Here is a 21,109-nt window from a genome sequence, read left to right as displayed (position 1 = left end):
ATAAGTTTTCAACAACTCACCCACGCTTTTCCCGGTTCCGGTTGCTGCTTTTAAATCTGCACCCGAGCAAAAAGCCTTGTCGCCGGATGCGCTCAATACAATCACTCTGACGGTCTCATCTGCTTCTGCTGCTTTGATGGCATCCAGTAATTCCACCAAAATTTCAGGATTTAGGGCATGATGTACCTGTGGCCTGTTCAGCGTAATGCGTGCGACACCATCGGTATTGTCGAAAATAATGGATTGGTACATGTTGATTGAGAAGTGAATGGAACATGATCCAGTCAGCTGCCTGATTGGATTCTAAATGTACTGATTCAAACGCAATTCAAAAAGTGGGCAACTTACAGAAACAGGAACACGGTACCGGTTCCAACGGTTATTCCGCCCAGAACTCCCGCTGCAATTTGTCCCCAGGTATGGGCATTGAGTTGAAGTCGTGCACTCATTAAAAAGCCCCCCATCACAATAGTAAGCAGCAATGGAACAAAAAGTGTGGTTTCATCAAACCGCATCAGCAGTGAAGTCAGTATGCCAATTGCGCCGCCAATTCCGGTGGCATGGGCGCTTATTTTCCAGAAAAGGCTCACCATCGCTACAAAAATAAGGGAGACGGTTATGCCTGCCAATATGATGGAAATCTGCGGAGCAAGCTCACCGATGGGCTGCAATTTCCAGCCAAACAAATAAGCTGCAAAACCATATATAATGATACTGACCAGATAAGGAAGACGTCTTTCTCGTAGGTTATCCACATGTAATGAACTAACCAGCCCAAAACGGTGGAAATAATAGATAATCACCGAAGGAGCTATGAATGTGTTCAGGAAAATAAGCAAAAGCAGACTCCCGACAGCTGGCAATTCCAGTGCGCTTACGCCCACAAGATCAGGCGTGAGGATAAACAGCAGCCCAAAAAGATAAGTCGTGATGATCAGAGGGTGGAAAACTACTGACAGGAATGTCGCGATACGGTTAGTCAAAACAATAGGTCTTTATCGAATGTTGAAAACAAAATTAATCTTTTGGTAAACATATCTATGGGTTACAAACGTAGAAAAGTAAGTTCAGGTTTCACGATAGTTTTCGGGGTCTAATTTGTATTTTTGCGCGAAATTAAATCACTTGTTAACAAGTGACTGACTCAGTGCTATTTATAACGCCGGGCCAGGTTAATGCATACAGATATATAATAAAACAATGGGACCGTTACAGATCAAAGATTTATTGCTGCAAGCTCCGGAATCACAATCCGTTACTCTTAAAGGCTGGGTAAGAACAAAACGTGAAAGTAAAAATGCTATTTTCATAGCGTTGAATGACGGATCAACCATTAATAATATACAGGCTGTTGCGCAGCCAGGTCAGTTTTCCGCTGAATTGCTGCTTACTGTTACAACGGGTTCCTGTTTGAAAATCACCGGAAAGCTGGTAGAATCTATGGGTGCCGGTCAATCTGCGGAAGTGCAGATCGACGATATACATGTGTATGGAACAGCAGATCCGGAAGTTTATCCGTTGCAGCCTAAAAAACATTCGCTGGAATTTTTACGTGAAATCGCGCATTTGCGCCCACGTACAAATACGTTCAGTGCAATATTGCGTATTCGCCACACACTGGCGTTTGCTATCAATAAATATTTCCATGATAAAGGATTTTTCTACCTGCATACACCAATCATCACCGCTTCCGACGCAGAAGGTGCAGGTGAGATGTTCAAAGTGACCACACTTGACCTTGACAAACTGCCAAGAACAGAGGAAGGTGCAATTAACTACAAAGAGGATTTCTTTGGCCGTGAAGCAAACCTGACTGTTTCGGGTCAGTTGGAAGGCGAGTTGGGTGCAATGGCACTTTCCAAGATATACACCTTTGGCCCGACTTTCCGTGCTGAAAATTCCAACACAACTCGTCACCTTGCTGAATTCTGGATGATTGAGCCTGAAATGGCGTTTTTTGAGTTGGAAGACAACATGGAACTTGCCGAGGATTTTGTAAAAACGGTGATTACCTACGCGCTTGAAAACTGCCAGGACGATCTGAATTTCCTTCAGAACCGATTGACCGAAGAAGAGAAAAGCAAACCACAGAACGAACGTTCGATTCCATTGCTGGAAAAACTGCGTTTCGTGGTCGACAATCCTTTCGAAAGACTTACTTACACGGAGGCGATTGAAATTTTACTTCAGTCTAAACCTCATAAAGAGAAAAAATTCCAGTACCCTGTTGGCTGGGGAATTGACCTGAGCAGCGAGCACGAACGCTATCTGGTTGAAAAACATTTCAAAAAACCGGTGATCCTGACCAACTATCCACGTGAGATCAAATCGTTCTATATGAAACTGGACGAAGATGGTAAAACGGTACGTGCCATGGATGTACTTTTCCCTGGGATCGGAGAAATTATCGGTGGAAGTCAGCGTGAAGATAACTACGAAAAATTGCTTGAACGTGTGAAAGAAGTGGGTATTGATCCGGAAACAATCTGGTGGTATCTGGAAACGCGTAAGTTCGGAACAGCGCCACACTCCGGCTTTGGTTTGGGCTTCGAGAGGCTGGTGCTTTTCGTAACTGGAATGAGCAATATTCGTGACGTGATACCTTTCCCGCGTTACCCGAAAAGTGCTGAATTTTAATTGATATTGAGCAGGTTACTTTATATAGTCATCTGCGTATTAAGGTAGTGAATAGGTTGTGAGGTTTTTAATGTTTTAAAAGCAAACACCATGATAGAACACTACCAAAGCTCAAAAAGCAGGATTCTTCTGATGTTATCAGTGATCCTGTTTTTTGTTTTTCAAGCCAGAGGTCAGGCTTTTCAGATCGTATGGGGAATGAATTCAACCCTGAGCGGTGCTTCTTCCAATACCAATTTCGTCCCTTCCGACGCTGCTTTGCATGGAGCGCATCCTCACGGTTTGCCCACGATCATGTATTATTCACTCGGTGGAGGAGATTATGCTTATGGCACCACCTACTGGCACACTACGGGTGTTGAAAAATATCTGGAATTTTCGTTTTCTGTAAATACCTATGAATACGATATCTCTTCAGTTTCTTTCAGAGTAAGAAGGTCGGCAATTGGTCCCAAAGATGTTTCACTCAGGAGTTCGCTGGATGGCTTTGGTTCTGACCTGACTTCATTTTACCTGTCAGCCGATGGTACGTTTTACAATATCAATGCCCCGTTTTCTCATTCCAATCTGTCCAATGGCATTACATTTCGTATCTATGCCCGCAATGCGGATAGCTATCTTGGCGTGATGTATTTTGATCAGATCGTGGTCAACGGGACTGTGAACAGCATCATACTGCCTGTGAATTTTACAAGATTTGATGCCCGGCTATTGGAAAAGCAGGTACACCTTGCATGGGAAACAGCCTGGGAGAAAAATAGTAAGGAGTTTGTCATTGAGCGTAGCGTTGACATGGTTGATTTTGACGAAATTGGAAAGGTGTCCGTGACGGGAGAGTCGGAATCCCGGCAGCAATATGCTCTAATTGATCCCGAACCGCAGCCGGGAGCTAGCTATTACCGTGTAAAAATGGTTGATCAGGATGGTAGCTACACCTATTCACAAGTGAGGGATGTGTTTTTTGCGGATGCAATGGCTGAGTTGATTGTAACGCCCAATCCTGCTTCCCCGGAGGTAATCCGGATACAAAATCATTTTTCAGGTTTAACAGAAATTACTTTATGGGATATTTTCGGTCGTAAAATCCCTGTTCAGTTCATCCATTCTGAGATCAACTACATCAGCATGTTCCCCCATCACCGCCTTGTGTCAGGAATATACGTACTTACCATCCTGCAAAACGGAAGAAAACAACACGTTAAAGTATTAGTTCCGTAAAGTTTTGATAGCTTAATTTGTAATACTTTAAACCAGGATTCCTATTGTGAAGCCCGGGTTTGAAGCAGTTGTGATCATAGAGGGGAAATACAAGTTTTAAAACGTTGGGAAAATTTAGTGGCCTGAAGGCTTTATTGAGGCAAATACAACCGAAAGTCTGGATGGCGATCGGTGCCATAGTGATCGTGCTGTTGGTTTCGTGGGGATTGGTGCGGAGAGGACATTCCAAAGCTGAACTGGTAGAAATAAACCGCACTGAGACGGCGAAACTGGATCCTGTTGTAATTAAAAATCCGGACGCCGCCACAGCCAAGAAGATTGAAGAAATAGCTGATATTTTTCGCAGGAAGAAGAACGCCGGGTTCAATGGAAATGTGCTGATTGTTCAGAAAGGGCAGATTTTATATCAGAACTCTTTTGGATTCGCACATCTGAAAGAAAAGGATTCGCTCACAAGTCAGTCCAGATTTCAGTTGGCATCGTTGTCAAAGCCATTTACAGCAATAGCCATTTTGAAACTTGTTCAGGAAGGCAGGGTCAGCCTGGATGATTCAGTGCAAAGGTTCTTTCCGGAATTTCCTTATCATGGTGTGAAGGTAGATATGCTTTTGAGCCATCGCAGCGGACTTCCTAACTACATCTACTCATTTCCCGACAGCGTACGGCATGGCAAGAAATACCCTTCAAATCTGGAAGTAATCGACTGGTATGCCAAGGTGATACCCACGCCTCAGCGGTACAATATACCAGGGCGTTCGTTCAACTATTGCAATACCAATTACTGCGTACTGGCAGGCATTGTGGAAAAAGTAACGGGCGAAGGTTTTGGTCAATATCTTCACAATCAGATTTTTGCACCTTTGGGAATGTCAGAAACCTTTCTGATAACAGATACAACTGTTGTTGCAACAAAAAACCGGACTGTGGGACACCAATATGGCAGACGTCTGGAAAAAGATTATTACGACGATGTAGTGGGCGACAAAGGATTGTATTCTACCACCGCAGATATTTACAGGTTTTACAATGGACTGATGCAAGGTCTGCTTCTTGATAAAAAACTACTTGACGAGGCGTTCAAACCCCGTAGCTTCGAACGGGCCGGGATCAGAAATTACGGGTACGGTTTCCGCATGCACACCAAAGAAGATAACACGCCTCAGTTTATTTACCACGGAGGGTGGTGGAAAGGTTACAATACCATGTTATGGGTTTCTCCCGAAGATGAAGCGGTCATTATCGTTTTGGGTAATTCCTACAACCGTTCCACCTATGATCTTAAAGAAGTGTTGAAGGTGATTCATGGAAATGATAAGGCAGTCAACATTGAGAATGAAATTTAGCTTAGTTTGAATTCGGCAACGAATTCTGGATATTTGCCCCAATAACGAATATTTACCCTATGCCGGACGCTGCGTACCTTTTGCCTGTCTCATTACTTTTAGGATTGCCCTTTGCGGCATTTCTTATTTTCTGGCTGGGAGGTAAAGGGTTAAACAAAATCGCAGGTTACGCCGGAGCCCTGGTAACAGCAGCAGGATTAGGCATCAGTATTTTTTTTGCAGAACCTGATGTGCTTCATACCGTCCGGTTTGACTGGCTGGTGATCGGCTCTTTTCCCATAGAAATCGCCTTCCGGTTTGATACCCTCAGCTGCATTATGCTGGTAGTGGTTCATTTTGTAGCCCTTCTTGTGCAGCTTTATTCGGTTTCTTACCTGCACCACGATCGCAACCTGAACAGATACTTTGCTTTCATTCAGCTTTTCCTTTTTTCCATGATCGGCATTGTGCTTTCCGGCAGTTTGCTGGTAATGTACATTTTCTGGGAACTGGTAGGGCTTTCATCTTATCTTCTGATCGGTTTTTGGTATCATAAACCACGTCCGGTATGGGCTGCTCAAAAAGCGTTTGTACTCAACCGGATCGGGGATGCGGCATTTCTAACGGGTATTTTAATGCTGTTTTACTATATTGGTTCTACCGACTTTGAGGTGCTTTCCATCTCTGTCGACAGCATTAGTCCCGGAATACTCACTGCAATTGGTCTGTGTCTTTTTGGTGGATGTATGGGAAAATCGGCTCAGTTTCCGTTGTCGGGCTGGTTGCCCGATGCCATGGAGGGACCAACGCCCGTTTCCGCACTCATTCACGCCGCGACAATGGTAGCAGCAGGTATTTTTTTATTGGCAAGAATATCCTTCCTGCTCACTTTTGATGCAAGATTGGTTATAGCAATGATCGGGATGATTACCATGGTGATTGGTGCCATAAAAGCAACCAGCGTCTGGGATATCAAACGTGTGTTGGCATATTCCACCATGTCACAATTAGGACTGATGGTGATGGCCGTGGGATTGGGAAGCTGGCAAACTGCGTTTTTCCATCTTACCACGCACGCTTTTTTTAAAGCAGGGCTTTTCCTTTCGGCCGGATCGGTCATTCATGCCGTTACACCTTCCGAAGCCGATGATCAGTTCGATCCACAGGATATGCGGAATATGGGTGGGCTGCGGAAGGCATTGCCTGTAACTTTTATCTGTTTCCTCATCTGCGCGTCAGCACTTGCAGGTTTGCCATTCTTTTCAGGATTTCTTTCCAAAGATGCCATCATTACCGAGGGCTTTTTGTGGGCAGGAAAGTATGGTGCTGTGGGATATATTTTTCCGGTTGTGATTATGCTGTCTGCCGGGCTTACTGCCTATTACATGACAAGACAACTTTGGCTGGTTTTCTTTGGTGAGAAACGCTATCATATTTCCCATCACGTACATCCGCACGAGTCACCGGCAATTATGTTCGGTCCGATGTTATTGCTTTCTGCCTTGTCAATATTTACCTGGTTTTCGTGGAATCCGTTTGATGCAGGTTCGGGATGGTTTATGTCATTTATTGGTGTGATCGAGCCGTCTCATTTGAGCTGGGTTCCCATTGCTGCAACAGTGGTGACGCTCGTTTCTATTTTTCTTGCATACAGGGAATCGAAAGCGGGCAATCCTTTTCATATTGTTTCTGAGAAACAAACATGGGCTAAACCTTCATTCTCTTTCCTGCTTGACTACTCCAACGAGAAATACTTTCTGGTTCCGTTTGCATTTATAGCTGAACTGTGCAAAAAGATTGAAAAGCGGTCTATCGATGCATTCGTTGAATTTGTTGCCAAAGGCAGTGTAGTTCTCGCGCATGTGCTGAGCTGGAGTGATAGAAACATTGTAGACGGAGGTGTAAAACTAACCGTCTTTTCGATCCGTTCGGCAGGGCAGTCGGTCCGCAATTTGCAGAACGGTAAAATTCAGTCCTATTTGCTTGTAACCATCACAGGAGTTCTTTTACTGATTCTGTGGCTGGTCACCTTTTGAAATGATATATTCGTATAAATTATAAAACCGGTGTGCTGCAGGCAGCTGCCAACTGTTCCGATAATGATTGATCATATACTGACACTGCTCATAGCCATTCCATTACTAGGCGCACTTGCCATTGCCGCCTGGCCCGACAACCGCGCTCAAAATTTCAGAATGATTGCATTGGTGACCATGATCCTGGAATTTTTGGCAGCAGTTACCATGTATGCCGTTTTTGATCATAGTCAGTCCGGATTTCAGCTGAGCGAGGCAGTCGACTGGATTACACTGCCAATAGGCTCGCTTGGTGTGGTTTCTATTGATTATGCGCTGGCTATTGATGGTATTAGTTTTCCACTGATACTCTTGGCCGTACTGGTTTTATTTGTTGGGCTCATTAGCTCATGGAATATTGAGAAACGAACAAGAGGATATTTTTCGCTTTACTTATTGCTTAGTGGCAGTGTAATAGGCTGTTTTCTCGCGCAGGATTTTTTCCTTTTTTACCTGTTTTTTGAGTTTATGCTGCTTCCCATGTACTTTCTCATTGGATTGTGGGGAGGGCCAAGACGAGAATATGCGGCACTCAAATTTTTCATTTACACATTTTTCGGATCGCTGTTAATCCTGATCGTGATGATCGCGCTCTATCTTTCTGCTATTGATCCGGTTGAAACGGCACGGGCTGTGGGTGTACTGGGGCTGGAAGACATCGCAACAAAGGATATCATTATTCAATTGCAGCAATGGCTGGTCGAAGGAAAAATAGCGCCGGAACAATTGGTGCATACCTTCCGTTTCGCTTATCTGGCTGATGCCGGAAACTATATTCCAGGCTCCATTTTAAGCATCGTTTCTGACTTTTATATATTGGATATTCCAGTTCGCCTGCTGGCATTCTGGTTTCTGTTCGTTGGGTTTGCAGTCAAATTGCCGGTAGTTCCTGTTCACACCTGGTTGCCTGATGCGCACGTGGAAGCACCAACGCCTATTTCCGTGGTGTTGGCCGGTATACTTTTAAAGATCGGAGGTTATGGGTTTATCCGGATTGTGGATGGATTCTTTCCTGTGGAAGCGGAATACAGTACCGTTCCGCTGGCCGTACTTGGGATGATATCCATTGTTTATGGTGGTTTCAATGCCCTGGGGCAAAGTGATCTTAAGAAAATGATCGCCTATTCGTCGGTTTCTCACATGGGTTTTGTGTTACTTGGAATTGCAGCGTTTACTGCTGAGGGTATCAACGGAGCCATTTATCAAATGGTGAGCCACGGTGTTCTTTCTGCCATGCTGTTTTTACTGGCAGGTGTGGTTTATGACCGTACGCACGACCGTAAGATTGAAAATTACAGAGGATTGATACATATGATGCCGAAGTACACGGTACTCACCGGTATTGCGTTTTTTGCGTCACTCGGACTTCCCGGTTTCTCAGGTTTTGTAGGAGAGCTTTTTACGCTGATGGGTGCATTCCAGTCAGAAAATATGCCCGTATGGATTCCGGCACTATCTACATTAGGAATTGTTTTGGCAGCAGCTTATTTCCTCTGGACTTACCAACGCATGTTCTTCGGTTCATTTTGGTATAAAAATGATAATTCTTCGCACAGCACTACACATGTGCTGACGGACTTAACCACCCGGGAAACGGCATTGTTGGTTCCGTTGGCCCTGTTGGCTTTACTTCTGGGAATATTACCTGGTTTGGTATTTGATATAACTGGCCCTACCGTGGCCGCATGGATCGAAGGCTTGAAGTAAGACTTGCTGACAGATTGATTGGTGTGTTTCAGAATAGAATTTAATTATTCATATTTGTTGCTTGCACACTAAAATCAATTGAAACAATGACGTTCTCGACGTTAAAATACTACCTTTTGCTGGCAGTAATTCACCAGTCCTGTATTACGCGCAAGCCGGTTGATCCGCTTCATTATACTGGAAATACAGTTATTCTGGGACATGGAGGAGGTTTTGCAGGAACAGAGGAAGAATACAGGCTCCTGGAAAATGGCCAGCTCTATCACCGCGCTCTGCTCAACGAGCCGTTCAAACTTTTGAAATCGAAAACAAAAAAGCGTTCCGGAAAATGGATTGCTGAATTCGATAGCCTGTCACAAATACATACTTCATTTAATGTGCCAGGCAATACGTACAAGTTTGTTGTTTTCAAGAAAGACACATTAGAAAACAGGGTGGTTTGGTCTTCTCAAAATCGTGAAATAGACCATAGAATTACTCAATTCTACGAGCGATTTTCTGATTATTGGATTTATGATAAACCCCAAAATTAAATTCATTACCGCTTAGTAAGTGACCAGAGGATTGTTTGTGACGTTTAAATAATTTTAGAACCACTTCAGAAATATAAACAGCTATGAAAAAACGTATACCTATACTTGTTATCCTTTTTGTTTGCAGTTCAATACCTGTATTGTTTGCGCAGAAAGGTTTTGATAAAAAGAAAAAAGGAGTCAATGTTTTGGCAAAACCCTCTTTCTCATTCGAAGAAATTTCTATCCCGAAATCATCAGAGAATGGGCGAATGGCTGCGCCGGTTCAACTATTCAAAGATGTACGAGGTGGCAAACTCAGAGCGAATGTCATCCGGGATAAAACAGGGCAGGTAATCTGGCTCGAAAACAAGACTGGGAAAGCGCTTTCCGGTGTTGCCAACGGGAGAGTTAATGCCGGACAGGTTGCCTATGATTTTTTGAATCAGGTAAAATCGGATCTGGCACTATCTAAGCCCTCCGAAAGTTTCGAAATCACTTCCACTGAAACAGACAGTCAAAACCAGACGCACATCCGTATGCGGCAGGTTTATAAAAACATTCCTGTTTATGGAGGAGAAATTATTTTGCATTCTATAAAAGACACACTGAGGTTGATGAACGGGCGGTATTTCCCGGAAAGAAATCTCAATGTTGTCGCTCAGATCACAAAGGAAAAAGCAGAACAACTTGCTTTTCTGAATGTAGGAACCGAGGCCATTATCAACAAACCTAAGCATGATTTAACGAAGCGTTTTTCCCAGGCGTCACATGAGCTGGTAATTTACCACCCGGAAGAGGATGCCAACAATGCCCGGCTTACCTGGCATGTCACGATACATCCCAATCTTATTGAACGCTGGGAATATTTTGTGGATGCTCAGAATGGTGAAATTCTTGGCAAATACAACCATACCTGCGGAGTTGACGGCCCTGTAACTTCCACCAGTCGTGACCTAGGCAATGTGGAAAGAACTTTCGGTTCTTATCAAATGGGAAATACGTTTTTCATGATTGATGCTTCCAAACCCATGTTTAATGCAACTTCATCCAAAATGCCGAATGATGCGGTTGGCGGAATCTGGACAATTGATGCTGCGGAAACCTACGGTGAAGGAATGGAAGTGAGCCACATCACCAGTTCCAACAGAAATAGCTGGAATCCAACGGCGGTATCAGCACATCGCAATGCCGGTCTGGCTTATGACTATTTTCTTAAAACCTTCCGTAGAAATTCTCTGAATGGCAGAGGAGGAACGATCATTTCGGTAATCAATATCGCGGATGAGGAAGATGGCAAAGGAATGGACAATGCGTTTTGGAACGGCCAGTTTATGGGTTACGGCAATGGACGCACAGGTTTTAAACCTCTTGCAGGCGGGCTTGATGTCGCTGGTCACGAAATGACACATGGTGTAATTCAGAATTCGGCCAATCTGGATTATCAGGGTCAGTCGGGTGCAATTAATGAATCCATGGCGGATGTTTTTGCGGTTTTAATCGATCGGGACGACTGGACGATTGGTGAAGACGTGGTAAAAACCCAGGTGTTCACATCCGGTGCTTTAAGGAGCATGTCCAATCCCAATCAGGGAGGTAGCGGGCAACGTGGTTATCAGCCGAAAACAATGTCTCAGTATGTCAACACATCTCAGGATAACGGGGGTGTGCACATCAACAGCGGTATTCCGAATTATGCTTTTTATCTGATTGCTTCTAAAATCGGAAGAGAAAAATCGGAGCTGATTTATTACCGTGCGCTCACGCAATACCTGACCAGAAAATCTCAGTTTGTAGATTTAAGACTTGCCGTGGTTCAGTCCGCAACCGATTTGTATCAGGCTGGATCCAGTGAAGTGAAAACTGTGAATGATGCTTTTGATGCTGTCGGTATTGCTGGTGGAACGCCAAATCCAGAGACACCTACCGATTTGCCAGTCAATAATGGAACAGACGGCATTCTGGTTTTAGGTTCGGATGATGACGTATTGTATCAGACAAATCCATCGGTAACAGATGTAAAAAGAAGGTCAACAGCAGGCTCTGCACATAAACCCAGTGTAACGGATAATGGACAGACTGCCTATTTCGTATCAAACGACCTGAAAATTCGCGCCATTACGCTTACAGGGGCTACTCAGGAATATGTGGTTTTCAATGATGCAAGATGGGATAACGTAGCGGTTTCGAGAGATGGAAAAAAGCTGGCTGCACTTACAGTTAATCAGGACAAAAGTGTGTACGTATATAGCTTTGAACAAGATAAATGGATGAAATATCCGCTGTACAATCCGACGTATTCAGACGGGGTAACAACCGGCGATGTGAATTATGCCGATGCGATTGTATGGGATCCGGAAGGAGAAAATCTGGTTTATGATGCCAATAATTCTTTGTCTGCCGCTAATGGTGATAAATATGAATATTGGGATGTAGGTTTCCTGAAAGTTTGGGACAACAAGGCCAACAATTTTGGTGATGGTACTATTCAGAAATTGTTCACAAACCTTGAAAAGGGTGAAAACATAGGGAATCCCGCTTTTTCCAAAAACAGTCCGAACATCATCAGTTTTGATTACCTGTACGAACCTGAGGAAGTATATGAAGTACTCGGCGTGGATATCAACAATGGTAATATCAAGACGATTTATGCAAATAATACCCTGGGCTTTCCTGACTTTTCGAGAAAGGACGATCAGATGATTTTCAATACAGAAGCCAATGGAACCGAGCATGTTGGAATTATCAATCTGGCTGCGGATCATATTTCGGCATCGGGGCAGGCTAAAATCCTGATAGAAGAAGGAAAGCTAGCTGTGTGGTATGGACAGGGTTCAAGGGAAACTACCAAAAAATCACAAACTGTTCGTTTTGATCAGCTTGGTGAGCGGACTTTAGGAGGCGCCGCATTTGCTTTGACCGCAACCTCATCGTCAGGTTTGGCGGTTGGGTTTGAACGCGTTTCGGGAGGGATTGCCATTCAGGGAAATCAGGTGACCATTAGCAAAGCCGGAAAAGCAACCATTCGTGCAACTCAGGTTGGAAACGGAGAATTTAATGCAGCCAGTGCAATCGACCGTACCTTTTGTGTGAATCCTACCCTTCCTGTGGTTGAGAGAAACGGTATGAATTTCAAGGCACGTTCGCAAGGAGCAGATGAATACATCTGGTATTCAGAAGGTGTAGAGATTTACAGGGAAACAGCAGGTGCGGTGGAAGTACTGGTGCCGGGAATTTATGAAGTGCGAGCTGTTACAACGGACGGCTGTTTGAGTGCAGCATCGGAGATATTTGCTCAATTGGTATTGGGACCGGAACCTGTCGCCAGTACAATTTCGACACCTTATCCTAATCCTGCCAAAACAGAAATATCTCTGAATGGCAATTGGACAAAAGTACCGAAGCAGATATCTTTCGTTGATATTTCCGGAAAAGTGAGGGAAGTTCAGGATGCTGCAATTGTTGCAGGCAAACTTGTAATTCCTACCCATTCCATGACATCAGGAATTTATGTTTTACGAATTGTAGATGACAAAATTGACTTGGTATACAAGATTTTGAAAGAATAAAAAAGATCGCTGTATCTCTTCGATAGTCAGTATTAAGCGGTCTGACCATCGAAGAGGTAAGCTTTTTGTTATTTCCCAAACCACTGATCAAAACTGAAACGGCCTTTTTTAACAAGCGATTCCAGTTTCTGTTGTTGTTCGCTGGTCAGCACTTCCAGAATTTCTTCGCGTTTCTGGCTGGCCAGTTCCCGGTGATCTCTGCGTTTTGAATTTTCATTGCGGGAAAGTTTTCTGTCCAGTCGGGCATATCGTTTATCAATTTTTTTGAGCTGCTTTTGCTGACGTTTTGAAAGGTTGAGCTCCTCGCTAAAACGACCCAGGTTTTTTTCGAGTCTTTTGTTATTCAGTTTGGAGTTCGCAACCGGCTCTTCATAACGTTCCGAATCATCTCTGGAAGACGTAGTATTGGAAGTAGCACAGCCGGAAATCCAAAGTCCCGAAACGATCAGGGACAGCATCAAAATCTTTTTCATGGATGGCAATTTGTTAGGATAAAATGATTTGATGCTAATAACGACGATCCGTGGCGGAAGCATATATTCGGTATTTTAAATTTGAAAGAAGCTGTATATGATTAATTCAAAAAAAGATACTTTCACCAAATTTTCAACAAACGATAAATAAATGAAACACAGATTACTCCTCCTCGTATTGCTGTTATCCACGGTTGGTTTTGCTCAAAAAGTTGACTTGGATAAGTTTGGATTTACGGTCAGTTATCAGAAACTTCCGAATGAACCTGTCAAATTTGAAGAACGGACTTACGGGATAAAACCGATCATTGGTAATGCACTGCGTTCCTATGCCGATGAAGCCAAAGTTTATGATGCGATATGGCTTAGCGGCTGGAAAAAAGTAGAGTTGAATCCAACAGTGGGCATCGTTTTGTCACTGAACGATTTTGTGTTCACAGGGATGGAGATCAAATCCCGAATTGATGAGAAAAAGGATAAAGATGGAAAGGTTACAAGCCGTACTACCTATTACTGGTCGGAGGCTACGTATTTCGGAGCAGGTTTTTGTGAATATGTCGGTCCGGTTGCCCCAGAAGTTTTGACAGAAAAACAATTGGCAAAGCAAAAAGAAAAGGAACAAAAAGTTGCGACTAACCGCTTTTTGGAGAAAGCAAACATTACCCATTCTCAGGATGAAGGAATCGGAAAAAGCAAAAAGCGGTTTGATGTCTCGTTCACCTATGTATATAAATCGCCGGAAAGCACGGTTTCATCGGGTTTGTCATCCGACTTTCGGAACAATAAGGACGCCATTTTCTCGGATAATATCAGAAAGTTCGTTGCCGATGCACTGATGGAAACCAACAATACGCTTAACAATGTCTACGGTTATCGCCCGGTGAATGACAGGGAAACACTTTGGATCATTAATTCAAAGGAGCATCCCGAGTACCAGTTACAGTCGGAAGCGATAGAAGCTGTGAAAGAACTTTTTAAAACCATGAAGGCAGATGAGCCAATAGAGAATCTGGAAAAGAATCTGGAACCATTGATCGATTATTTTCAGTCTTTAAAAACAAAATACACATCTGACGACAAGCGGAATAAGAAGATCAGATATTCAGCATTTTATAACCTGGGGTATATTTTCTATTACCTGGACCAGCCCGGTAAGGCAATTATTGAAGCCAAGGGCCTGATCGCTAATGATTATGACACCAAAGACGGAGAAAAGTTGATCGAGAGATCGGAGCAGCTGATGAAACGTATGGAGAAGATTCAGGTTTATTCAACACACAATCCACCGCTTAATTAATAACCACGCCGATTCCATAATCCAATGCGGTATTCTGTTTTGTCAGCGTACCGCATTTTTTCATTATGCCTGATATCTATATGTTTATTCAAATAAATGTACTTTTGCGGCTTACAGCCAATAGTATTTCTTTCAAAGATTACGGTACTTGTATTTGATATTATTTGCCAACCAAGCAACAAACCCCAATCTTATTGTCCTATACCTTTATTTAACAAAATGAAAGAAAAATCTGCTTCGCACAGGCTGCTCTCCCTGGATACCCTTCGTGGTTTCGATATGTTTTGGATTGCGGGAGGAGAAGAAATATTTGCAGTTCTGGCGAAAGTCACCGGTTGGTCCTGGGCTATTTTTATGGCACATCAGTTCACACATCCCGAATGGCACGGCTTCCGCGCTTATGATCTTATTTTTCCTACTTTTCTTTTCATGGCTGGTGTGTCAACACCATTCTCACTGGGAAGCCGTTTAGAAAAAGGAATACCGCCTTCGGAGTTGATCAGAAAGGTAATTCAACGAGGACTGATTTTGGTGCTGCTTGGCATCATTTACAACAACGGGATTTTTCATACGGAATGGGCGAACATGCGTTACCCAAGCGTGCTGGCCCGTATTGGTCTGGCGGGTATGTTTGCTCAGATCATTTATCTTTATACCGGACAAAAAGCACGCTGGATATGGTTCGGAGGCTTGCTCATTGGCTATTATGCATTCATGGTCTGGTTTCCGGTTCCGGGATGTGGTGCAGGATTGCTCACTATGGAATGTAACCCGGCCAGTTATTTTGACAGACTGATTATTCCTGGTCATCTTCATAAGACGATTCATGATCCCGAAGGCCTGGTTTCCACCATTCCAGCCATTGCAACTGGTTTGATGGGGATTTTTGCCGGAGAAATATTACGGATGAATGATGAAAAACTTTCAAAGAACAACAAAGTGGTTTACCTGGCTGCGGCCGGGATTGTCAGTTTGCTGCTGTGTTTGGTTTGGGATGTTTTCTTTCCGATCAACAAGAATCTTTGGACGAGTTCGTTCGTGTTGTGCGCAGGAGGATTCAGTACTTTGTTGCTGGCACTTTTCTATTGGGTCATCGATGTGTTGAACTTCCGTAAATGGACTTTTTTCTTTGTAGTAATCGGAATGAACTCGATTGTGATCTATATGATCGGAGATTATATTAATTTTGGATATACAGCCAATGCATTGTTTGGCGGGATATTACATTTCTTCCCCGAACCTGTTGCTGCTGTTGGTGAGGTAATTGCGTTTATTGGGGTACAATGGGCGTTCATGTATCTTTTGTATAAAAACAAATTATTTTTAAAAGTTTAGCTTAAAGCTATTCTATCATTCAATCATTCGTTTAATGTCGATTCAGGTTACAAACCTTTCAAAAATTTACGGAGCACAGCGTGCTATTGATGGTATTTCCTTCGATCTCAAACCCGGAGAAATAGTCGGATTTTTGGGGCCAAATGGTGCAGGGAAGTCAACAACAATGAAAATCCTGACGGGATATCTTCAGCCAACTTCAGGCAAGGCAAGTGTTGCAGATTTCGATGTGTTGGAACAGCCCATGCCTGCCAGACGTGCAATAGGTTATTTGCCCGAACACAATCCCTTGTATCTGGATATGTATGTAAGAGAATTTCTCCAATTCTCCGGGAAGTTGTATGGATTGGGAGGTGAGGTATTGAAGCAGCGTGTGAATGAAATGGTGGTGATGTGTGGACTGGAAGCCGAAAAGCATAAGAAAATAGGTCAGTTGTCAAAAGGGTATCGTCAGCGGGTAGGTTTGGCCCAGTCCTTTCTTCATAATCCTTCCGTATTGATACTCGATGAGCCGACAACCGGTCTGGATCCCAATCAGATACTTGAAATAAGAGACTTGATACGTACCGCGGGCAAAAACAAAACTGTGCTTTTTTCTACGCACATCATGCAGGAAGTGGAGGCTTTGTGCGACAGGGTTATCATCATAAACAAAGGCAAAGTGGTGAGTGACAGCTCGCTGCAAGATTTGAGAAAAACAGGCGATTCACTCGAAGATATATTCAGAAAGCTGACGAATTAAAGTGACTTTCAGGCAAATAGGTCGTAACAAAAATGGTTTGACGGAATTTATTAGAATTGCCTTAAAACCTAAAATTTTTGTATTTATTTGACCTCAAAATTGTTATTATTGTAACGTTTGATAAAACTCTCTGGTAATGCGTGAAGTTGAACATGTGTCGTTTTCTGGTTAAAAGTCAGTGTTATTAATATGAAAATTTGGTTTGCCAACCGTATTCGGGTTGTTGTAGTGATTGCCTTACTTGTTGTACTCAGTTCTGTCGTTTCCGTAGCCTGGAAGCTCATGGCTGTGCGCACCGAAACGGATCTTGTAGCTACGCCTGAAACAAAACCTGCGGAAGTAAAATCTCCTAAAAAGAGACAAGATCCGGTATTGGTTCTACCAGAAAACCACTGGGTGGACAGTACACTTCAGTCTATGTCTCTGGAAGAAAAGATTGGCCAGCTTTTCATGATCGCTACTTTTTCTAACAGAGATGAATCGCACTATCGTTATGTAGACCGGTTGATCAACGACTTCCACATCGGAGGACTTATATTTTTTCAGGGTGGACCGGTAAGTCAGGCGCAACTGACCAACAGATATCAATCAAAAGCAAAAATTCCTCTTTTTATTGGTATTGACGGCGAATGGGGATTGGGTATGAGGCTCGACAGCACCATATCGTTTCCAAAACAAATGGTATTAGGATCCATACAAAATGACGAATTGATCTATCGGATGGGAGCGGATATTGCCAAACAATGCAGCCGCTTAGGTATTCACATCAATTTTGCTCCCGTTTCTGATATTAATAGTAATTCCAACAACCCGGTTATTGGTATACGTTCTTTTGGTGAAGACCGTGAAAATGTAACCCGGAAGGCTGTTGCTTACATGAAAGGTTTACAGCACAACCGTGTTATTGCCACAGCAAAGCATTTTCCGGGTCACGGAGATACCGATTCGGATTCACATTTTACGCTTCCCGTGCTCACTCATTCCATGGAAAAACTTACGGAAGTGGATCTTTATCCATACCGTAAAATGATTGCCGATAGCCTTATGGGCGTTTTGAGCGGACATTTGCATGTTCCTGTGCTCGACAATTCACCGCAGCTTGCGAGCTCTTTATCGGAAAAAGTGATCAATGGTTTGCTTCGTAAAGATCTTGGTTTTCGTGGACTGGTATTCACTGATGCTATGAACATGCGTGGTGTGCTTAAAACCGGTAAGGCGGCAGAAGTGAATATGAAGGCACTTGTCGCCGGGAATGATGTATTGTTATATCCTGAAAATGTTGCCGAAACGATTACTAAAATCAAGGATGCAATAGCGAAGCGGGTCATCAGCGAAAAAATCATTGATGATAAAGTAAAAAGGATTCTTCAGGCTAAATACTGGGCGGGACTCAGCAATTTCAAACCGGTTGACATCAATAACCTGTACGCGGATCTGAACAGCGAAAATAGCAAACAGCTTTACCGAGCACTCTCCGAAGCTTCTGTTACGGTTGTGAAAAATGACAACGATTTGCTTCCTTTCGGTACCATCGCAGATAATAAAATAGCTTCTGTGAGCATTGGTGAAGGTAGCAGTGTTGCTTTTCAAAAAATGCTCTCAACCTATAAGCCTATGCGTTCATATAATTTTTATGATGCATCGTCTTCAAAAGAACAGATCGCGGAAATGCTGACGTATTTGCAACCCTATGAAACGGTCATCGTAGGTGTTCACGGGATATCGTCAAACCCGAAACGTTATTATGGTGTCACCACCGAAATGGTCGATTTCGTAACGCAGCTTAAATCTCAGGGTAAAAAGATTGTATTGTGTCTGTTTGGTACGCCTTACAGTATTCAGTATTTCCCGGATACTGACGTGGTCATTTGCGCGAGTCAGGACGGAAAAGACCAGCAAGAAATTGTTCCTCAGATCATTTTTGGCGCTTTGTCTTCCCGCGGACGTTTGCCGGTTTCGGTACTCGTTTATAAGGAGGGAACAGGAGTAACAACCTCGGCCATTAGTCGTATCGCCTTTGGAACACCAGAAAGCGTTGGGATGGATGGTGTTATGTTGAAGAAAATTGACGACATCGCAACGGCTTCTGTTCAGGACCGTGTTTTTCCGGGTTGTCAGGTTTTGGTGGCCAGGAGAGGAAAAATTGTCTATGATAAACAATTTGGCGCGCTGAATTACCGGTTTCCCGAGCGTGTCAGTCAGGAAACGATTTATGATCTTGCTTCTCTGACGAAAGTGTCTGCCACTTTGCAGTCTGTTATGCTTTTGTATGATCGTCAGCAAATTGATCTGGACGAACGTGCATCGCATTATCTGCCGGAACTACTTGCAACGAACAAGGAGAACTTTACGATTCGGGATTTGCTTTTGCACAGATCAGGACTGATTTCGTTCTACCCATCTCTGTGGGATAGGACCAAAACGAGCGGCGGAGGGTTGTTACCGCAATATTATAGTTCCAAGGCCGATAGTTCCTATTATTTGCAGGTAGCGCCCAAGTTGTTTGCAAAAGGTGCTTTGCGGGATTCGGTATGGAAGTGGGTGGTGAAATCGCCCCTGAATAACAAGAAGGACAAGGTTGGTAAATACGGCTACTTATACAGCGATCTTGGTTTCATGACCTTGCAAAAAATCGTTGAAAAAGTAAGCGGTCAGCCGTTGGATATTTTTGTTAATGCGAATATTTATGAACCACTTGGTCTGACTTATCTTGGTTTTAATCCTTTACGCCGTTTTTCTGAAAAACAAATAGCACCTACCGAGCAGGATTATCGGTACAGGGGCCAGCTTCTACAAGGAACCGTTCACGATCAGATGGCCGCTGAGGTAGGGGGCGTGTCCGGGCATGCCGGACTTTTCGGAACAGCGCGTGATCTTGCGGTACTTTTTCAAATGAATCTTTGGAAAGGAAGTTATGCCGGTAAAAAGTATTTTCAACCCGCAACAGTTCCCTTGTTTTCAAGGCTTTATGATGAATCGCATCACCGTGGACTGGGGTGGGACAAAATACCTGCCAATGGCAACAGTTCCTATGTTTCTCCATTGGCTTCTATCAATTCCTTCGGACATACAGGTTTCACTGGCACAATGGTTTGGGTTGATCCGGATGAAGATCTCTTGTTCATTTTCCTGTCAAACCGTGTGAATCCGGATGCGGAGAATAATGCGATTACCACGCAGCGCACACGTCGGCGGATTCATGACGTGGTGTATACATCGCTTCGCGAAAGGAAAAATGTTCTTCACTAAACGAGTGGGAATGTATTAGAAAAATATCTCTAACTTTACCAGTTGAACAGGTAAGGGAATAGATATTAGACGAATACATGAAAAGAACATTTATTAAAAAAGGATTTCTCGCTTGCATTATTACGCTTCTTGCAGCCGCTTCTTCATTTGCTCAAACAATTACTACAGGTGCTGTTACACCGGCTGCCGTTTGTGCAGGGGAATCGATCTCAGTGCCATTTACACCCGCGACCATCCCTGCGGGAACCTCTTACACTGTACAGATATCTAATGCTTCTGGTGTATTTACTACACCGATAGCAACTGCAACTGGCACTGCTAGCCCTATTAGTGTGTTGGTGCCATCTACTGCGGTAGGCGGGGCGGGATACAAAGCCAGGGTGATTTCTGTAACTCCTGCTGTGACAGGAACAGAGAGTGCAGCGTTTACTGTAAATGCTATTCCTGCTGCACCAGTTGTTGTAACGCCATTGAATTATACTGTTGGGCAAACAGCTAACTTGCAGGCGACTGCTTTGACTGGTGCTACACTAAATTGGTATGGTACATCTGCAACTGGTGGTACTTCAACAGCAATTAAGCCTGTTCCTTCTACAGCAACTCCCGGAACAGAGAAATATTATGTGAGTCAAACTATAGGAACATGTGAAAGTCCTCGTTCAGAAATTGTAGTTAATGTTACTGCTGCGTGTACGACACCTGCTGCGCCAGTTGTTGTAACGCCATTGAATTATACCGTTGGGCAAACAGCTAACTTGCAGGCGACTGCTTTGACTGGTGCTACACTAAATTGGTATGGTACATCTGCAACTGGTGGCACTTCGACCACAACTAAGCCTGTTCCTTCTACGACAACTCCTGGAATGGAGAAATATTATGTGAGTCAAACAATAGGAACATGTGAAAGTCCTCGTTCAGAAATTGTAGTTAATGTTGCTGCCGTGTGTGCGACACCTGCGCCAGTTGTTGTAAC

At 43.6% G+C, this 21,109-nt stretch carries 14 protein-coding genes and 1 pseudogene; 12 read left to right on the top strand and 3 right to left on the bottom strand.

What is annotated here, in order from left to right; translation table 11 throughout:
• Both LZG71_RS26350 and LZG71_RS26345 read right to left on the bottom strand, forming a co-directional pair.
• Positions 1 to 252: enoyl-CoA hydratase-related protein (locus LZG71_RS26350; protein WP_233825624.1), on the bottom strand; the 252-nt coding region annotated here is incomplete at its 3' end.
• A gap of 92 nt (positions 253 to 344) precedes the next feature.
• Positions 345 to 983, bottom strand: coding sequence for a hypothetical protein (locus LZG71_RS26345; RefSeq protein WP_233825622.1), 639 nt, complete (start codon positions 981 to 983; stop codon positions 345 to 347).
• Between the two features lie 217 nt (positions 984 to 1,200).
• Here LZG71_RS26345 and asnS point away from each other — a divergent pair, with 217 nt between their 5' ends.
• The 7 genes from asnS (at position 1,201) to LZG71_RS26310 (ending at position 13,040) form a co-directional block, all read left to right on the top strand.
• Positions 1,201 to 2,637, top strand: a complete 1,437-nt coding sequence (asnS, locus tag LZG71_RS26340; protein WP_233825620.1) for an asparagine--tRNA ligase — start codon at positions 1,201 to 1,203, stop codon at positions 2,635 to 2,637.
• A gap of 90 nt (positions 2,638 to 2,727) precedes the next feature.
• On the top strand, positions 2,728 to 3,855 hold the full coding sequence (locus LZG71_RS26335) for a T9SS type A sorting domain-containing protein (RefSeq protein WP_233825618.1): 1,128 nt from the start codon (positions 2,728 to 2,730) through the stop codon (positions 3,853 to 3,855).
• A gap of 104 nt (positions 3,856 to 3,959) precedes the next feature.
• Entirely contained in the window at positions 3,960 to 5,198 is a 1,239-nt protein-coding gene (locus LZG71_RS26330) for a serine hydrolase (protein WP_233825616.1), read from the top strand.
• Positions 5,199 to 5,257: 59 nt separating this feature from the next.
• Positions 5,258 to 7,213 carry an NADH-quinone oxidoreductase subunit L gene (gene nuoL / locus LZG71_RS26325; protein WP_233825614.1) on the top strand — a complete coding sequence of 652 codons (1,956 nt, stop codon included), beginning with the start codon at positions 5,258 to 5,260 and terminating at the stop codon, positions 7,211 to 7,213.
• A 63-nt stretch (positions 7,214 to 7,276) separates the two neighbouring features.
• Positions 7,277 to 8,959, top strand: a complete 1,683-nt coding sequence (locus LZG71_RS26320; RefSeq protein WP_233825612.1) for a NuoM family protein — start codon at positions 7,277 to 7,279, stop codon at positions 8,957 to 8,959.
• Positions 8,960 to 9,045: 86 nt separating this feature from the next.
• Positions 9,046 to 9,492 carry a hypothetical protein gene (locus tag LZG71_RS26315; protein ID WP_233825611.1) on the top strand — a complete coding sequence of 149 codons (447 nt, stop codon included), beginning with the start codon at positions 9,046 to 9,048 and terminating at the stop codon, positions 9,490 to 9,492.
• Between the two features lie 83 nt (positions 9,493 to 9,575).
• The gene (locus LZG71_RS26310; RefSeq protein WP_233825609.1) at positions 9,576 to 13,040 is read left to right on the top strand and encodes a M4 family metallopeptidase; all 3,465 of its coding nucleotides are present in this window, start codon (positions 9,576 to 9,578) and stop codon (positions 13,038 to 13,040) included.
• Between the two features lie 68 nt (positions 13,041 to 13,108).
• Here the strand turns inward: LZG71_RS26310 and LZG71_RS26305 are convergent, their stop codons facing one another.
• The gene (locus tag LZG71_RS26305) at positions 13,109 to 13,513 is read right to left on the bottom strand and encodes a hypothetical protein (protein WP_233825607.1); all 405 of its coding nucleotides are present in this window, start codon (positions 13,511 to 13,513) and stop codon (positions 13,109 to 13,111) included.
• 151 nt (positions 13,514 to 13,664) lie between these two features.
• On the opposite strand from LZG71_RS26305, the gene LZG71_RS26300 reads away from it, so the two are divergent.
• The 5 genes and pseudogenes from LZG71_RS26300 to LZG71_RS26280 all read left to right on the top strand — a co-directional run.
• Positions 13,665 to 14,810, top strand: a complete 1,146-nt coding sequence (locus LZG71_RS26300; protein WP_233825605.1) for a hypothetical protein — start codon at positions 13,665 to 13,667, stop codon at positions 14,808 to 14,810.
• Between the two features lie 219 nt (positions 14,811 to 15,029).
• Positions 15,030 to 16,145, top strand: coding sequence for an acyltransferase family protein (locus LZG71_RS26295; protein WP_233825603.1), 1,116 nt, complete (start codon positions 15,030 to 15,032; stop codon positions 16,143 to 16,145).
• 34 nt (positions 16,146 to 16,179) lie between these two features.
• Positions 16,180 to 16,887 carry an ATP-binding cassette domain-containing protein gene (locus LZG71_RS26290; RefSeq protein ID WP_233825602.1) on the top strand — a complete coding sequence of 236 codons (708 nt, stop codon included), beginning with the start codon at positions 16,180 to 16,182 and terminating at the stop codon, positions 16,885 to 16,887.
• Positions 16,888 to 17,076: 189 nt separating this feature from the next.
• Positions 17,077 to 20,136: a glycoside hydrolase family 3 N-terminal domain-containing protein gene (locus tag LZG71_RS26285; protein ID WP_233825600.1), complete on the top strand. Its 3,060-nt coding sequence runs from the start codon at positions 17,077 to 17,079 to the stop codon at positions 20,134 to 20,136.
• 77 nt (positions 20,137 to 20,213) lie between these two features.
• Positions 20,214 to 21,109 (top strand): annotated as a pseudogene (locus LZG71_RS26280) (hypothetical protein); the annotation flags it as partial.

This window comes from Dyadobacter sp. CY312 (assembly GCF_021390535.1).
Lineage (GTDB): Bacteria > Bacteroidota > Bacteroidia > Cytophagales > Spirosomataceae > Dyadobacter.
The sequence above is the reverse complement of the archived record's forward strand: the minus strand, read 5'-3'. Positions and strand labels throughout refer to the sequence as shown.

What these genes read in the sequence shown, in the direction of transcription:
- asnS (WP_233825620.1), top strand. Translation starts at nt 1,201, where the DNA reads ATGGGACCGTTACAGATCAAAGATTTATTGCTGCAAGCTCCGGAATCA.
- LZG71_RS26335 (WP_233825618.1), top strand. Translation starts at nt 2,728, where the DNA reads ATGATAGAACACTACCAAAGCTCAAAAAGCAGGATTCTTCTGATGTTA.
- nuoL (WP_233825614.1), top strand. Translation starts at nt 5,258, where the DNA reads ATGCCGGACGCTGCGTACCTTTTGCCTGTCTCATTACTTTTAGGATTG.
- LZG71_RS26320 (WP_233825612.1), top strand. Translation starts at nt 7,277, where the DNA reads ATGATTGATCATATACTGACACTGCTCATAGCCATTCCATTACTAGGC.
- LZG71_RS26315 (WP_233825611.1), top strand. Translation starts at nt 9,046, where the DNA reads ATGACGTTCTCGACGTTAAAATACTACCTTTTGCTGGCAGTAATTCAC.
- LZG71_RS26310 (WP_233825609.1), top strand. Translation starts at nt 9,576, where the DNA reads ATGAAAAAACGTATACCTATACTTGTTATCCTTTTTGTTTGCAGTTCA.
- LZG71_RS26305 (WP_233825607.1), bottom strand. Translation starts at nt 13,513, where the DNA reads ATGAAAAAGATTTTGATGCTGTCCCTGATCGTTTCGGGACTTTGGATT.
- LZG71_RS26300 (WP_233825605.1), top strand. Translation starts at nt 13,665, where the DNA reads ATGAAACACAGATTACTCCTCCTCGTATTGCTGTTATCCACGGTTGGT.
- LZG71_RS26295 (WP_233825603.1), top strand. Translation starts at nt 15,030, where the DNA reads ATGAAAGAAAAATCTGCTTCGCACAGGCTGCTCTCCCTGGATACCCTT.
- LZG71_RS26290 (WP_233825602.1), top strand. Translation starts at nt 16,180, where the DNA reads ATGTCGATTCAGGTTACAAACCTTTCAAAAATTTACGGAGCACAGCGT.
- LZG71_RS26285 (WP_233825600.1), top strand. Translation starts at nt 17,077, where the DNA reads ATGAAAATTTGGTTTGCCAACCGTATTCGGGTTGTTGTAGTGATTGCC.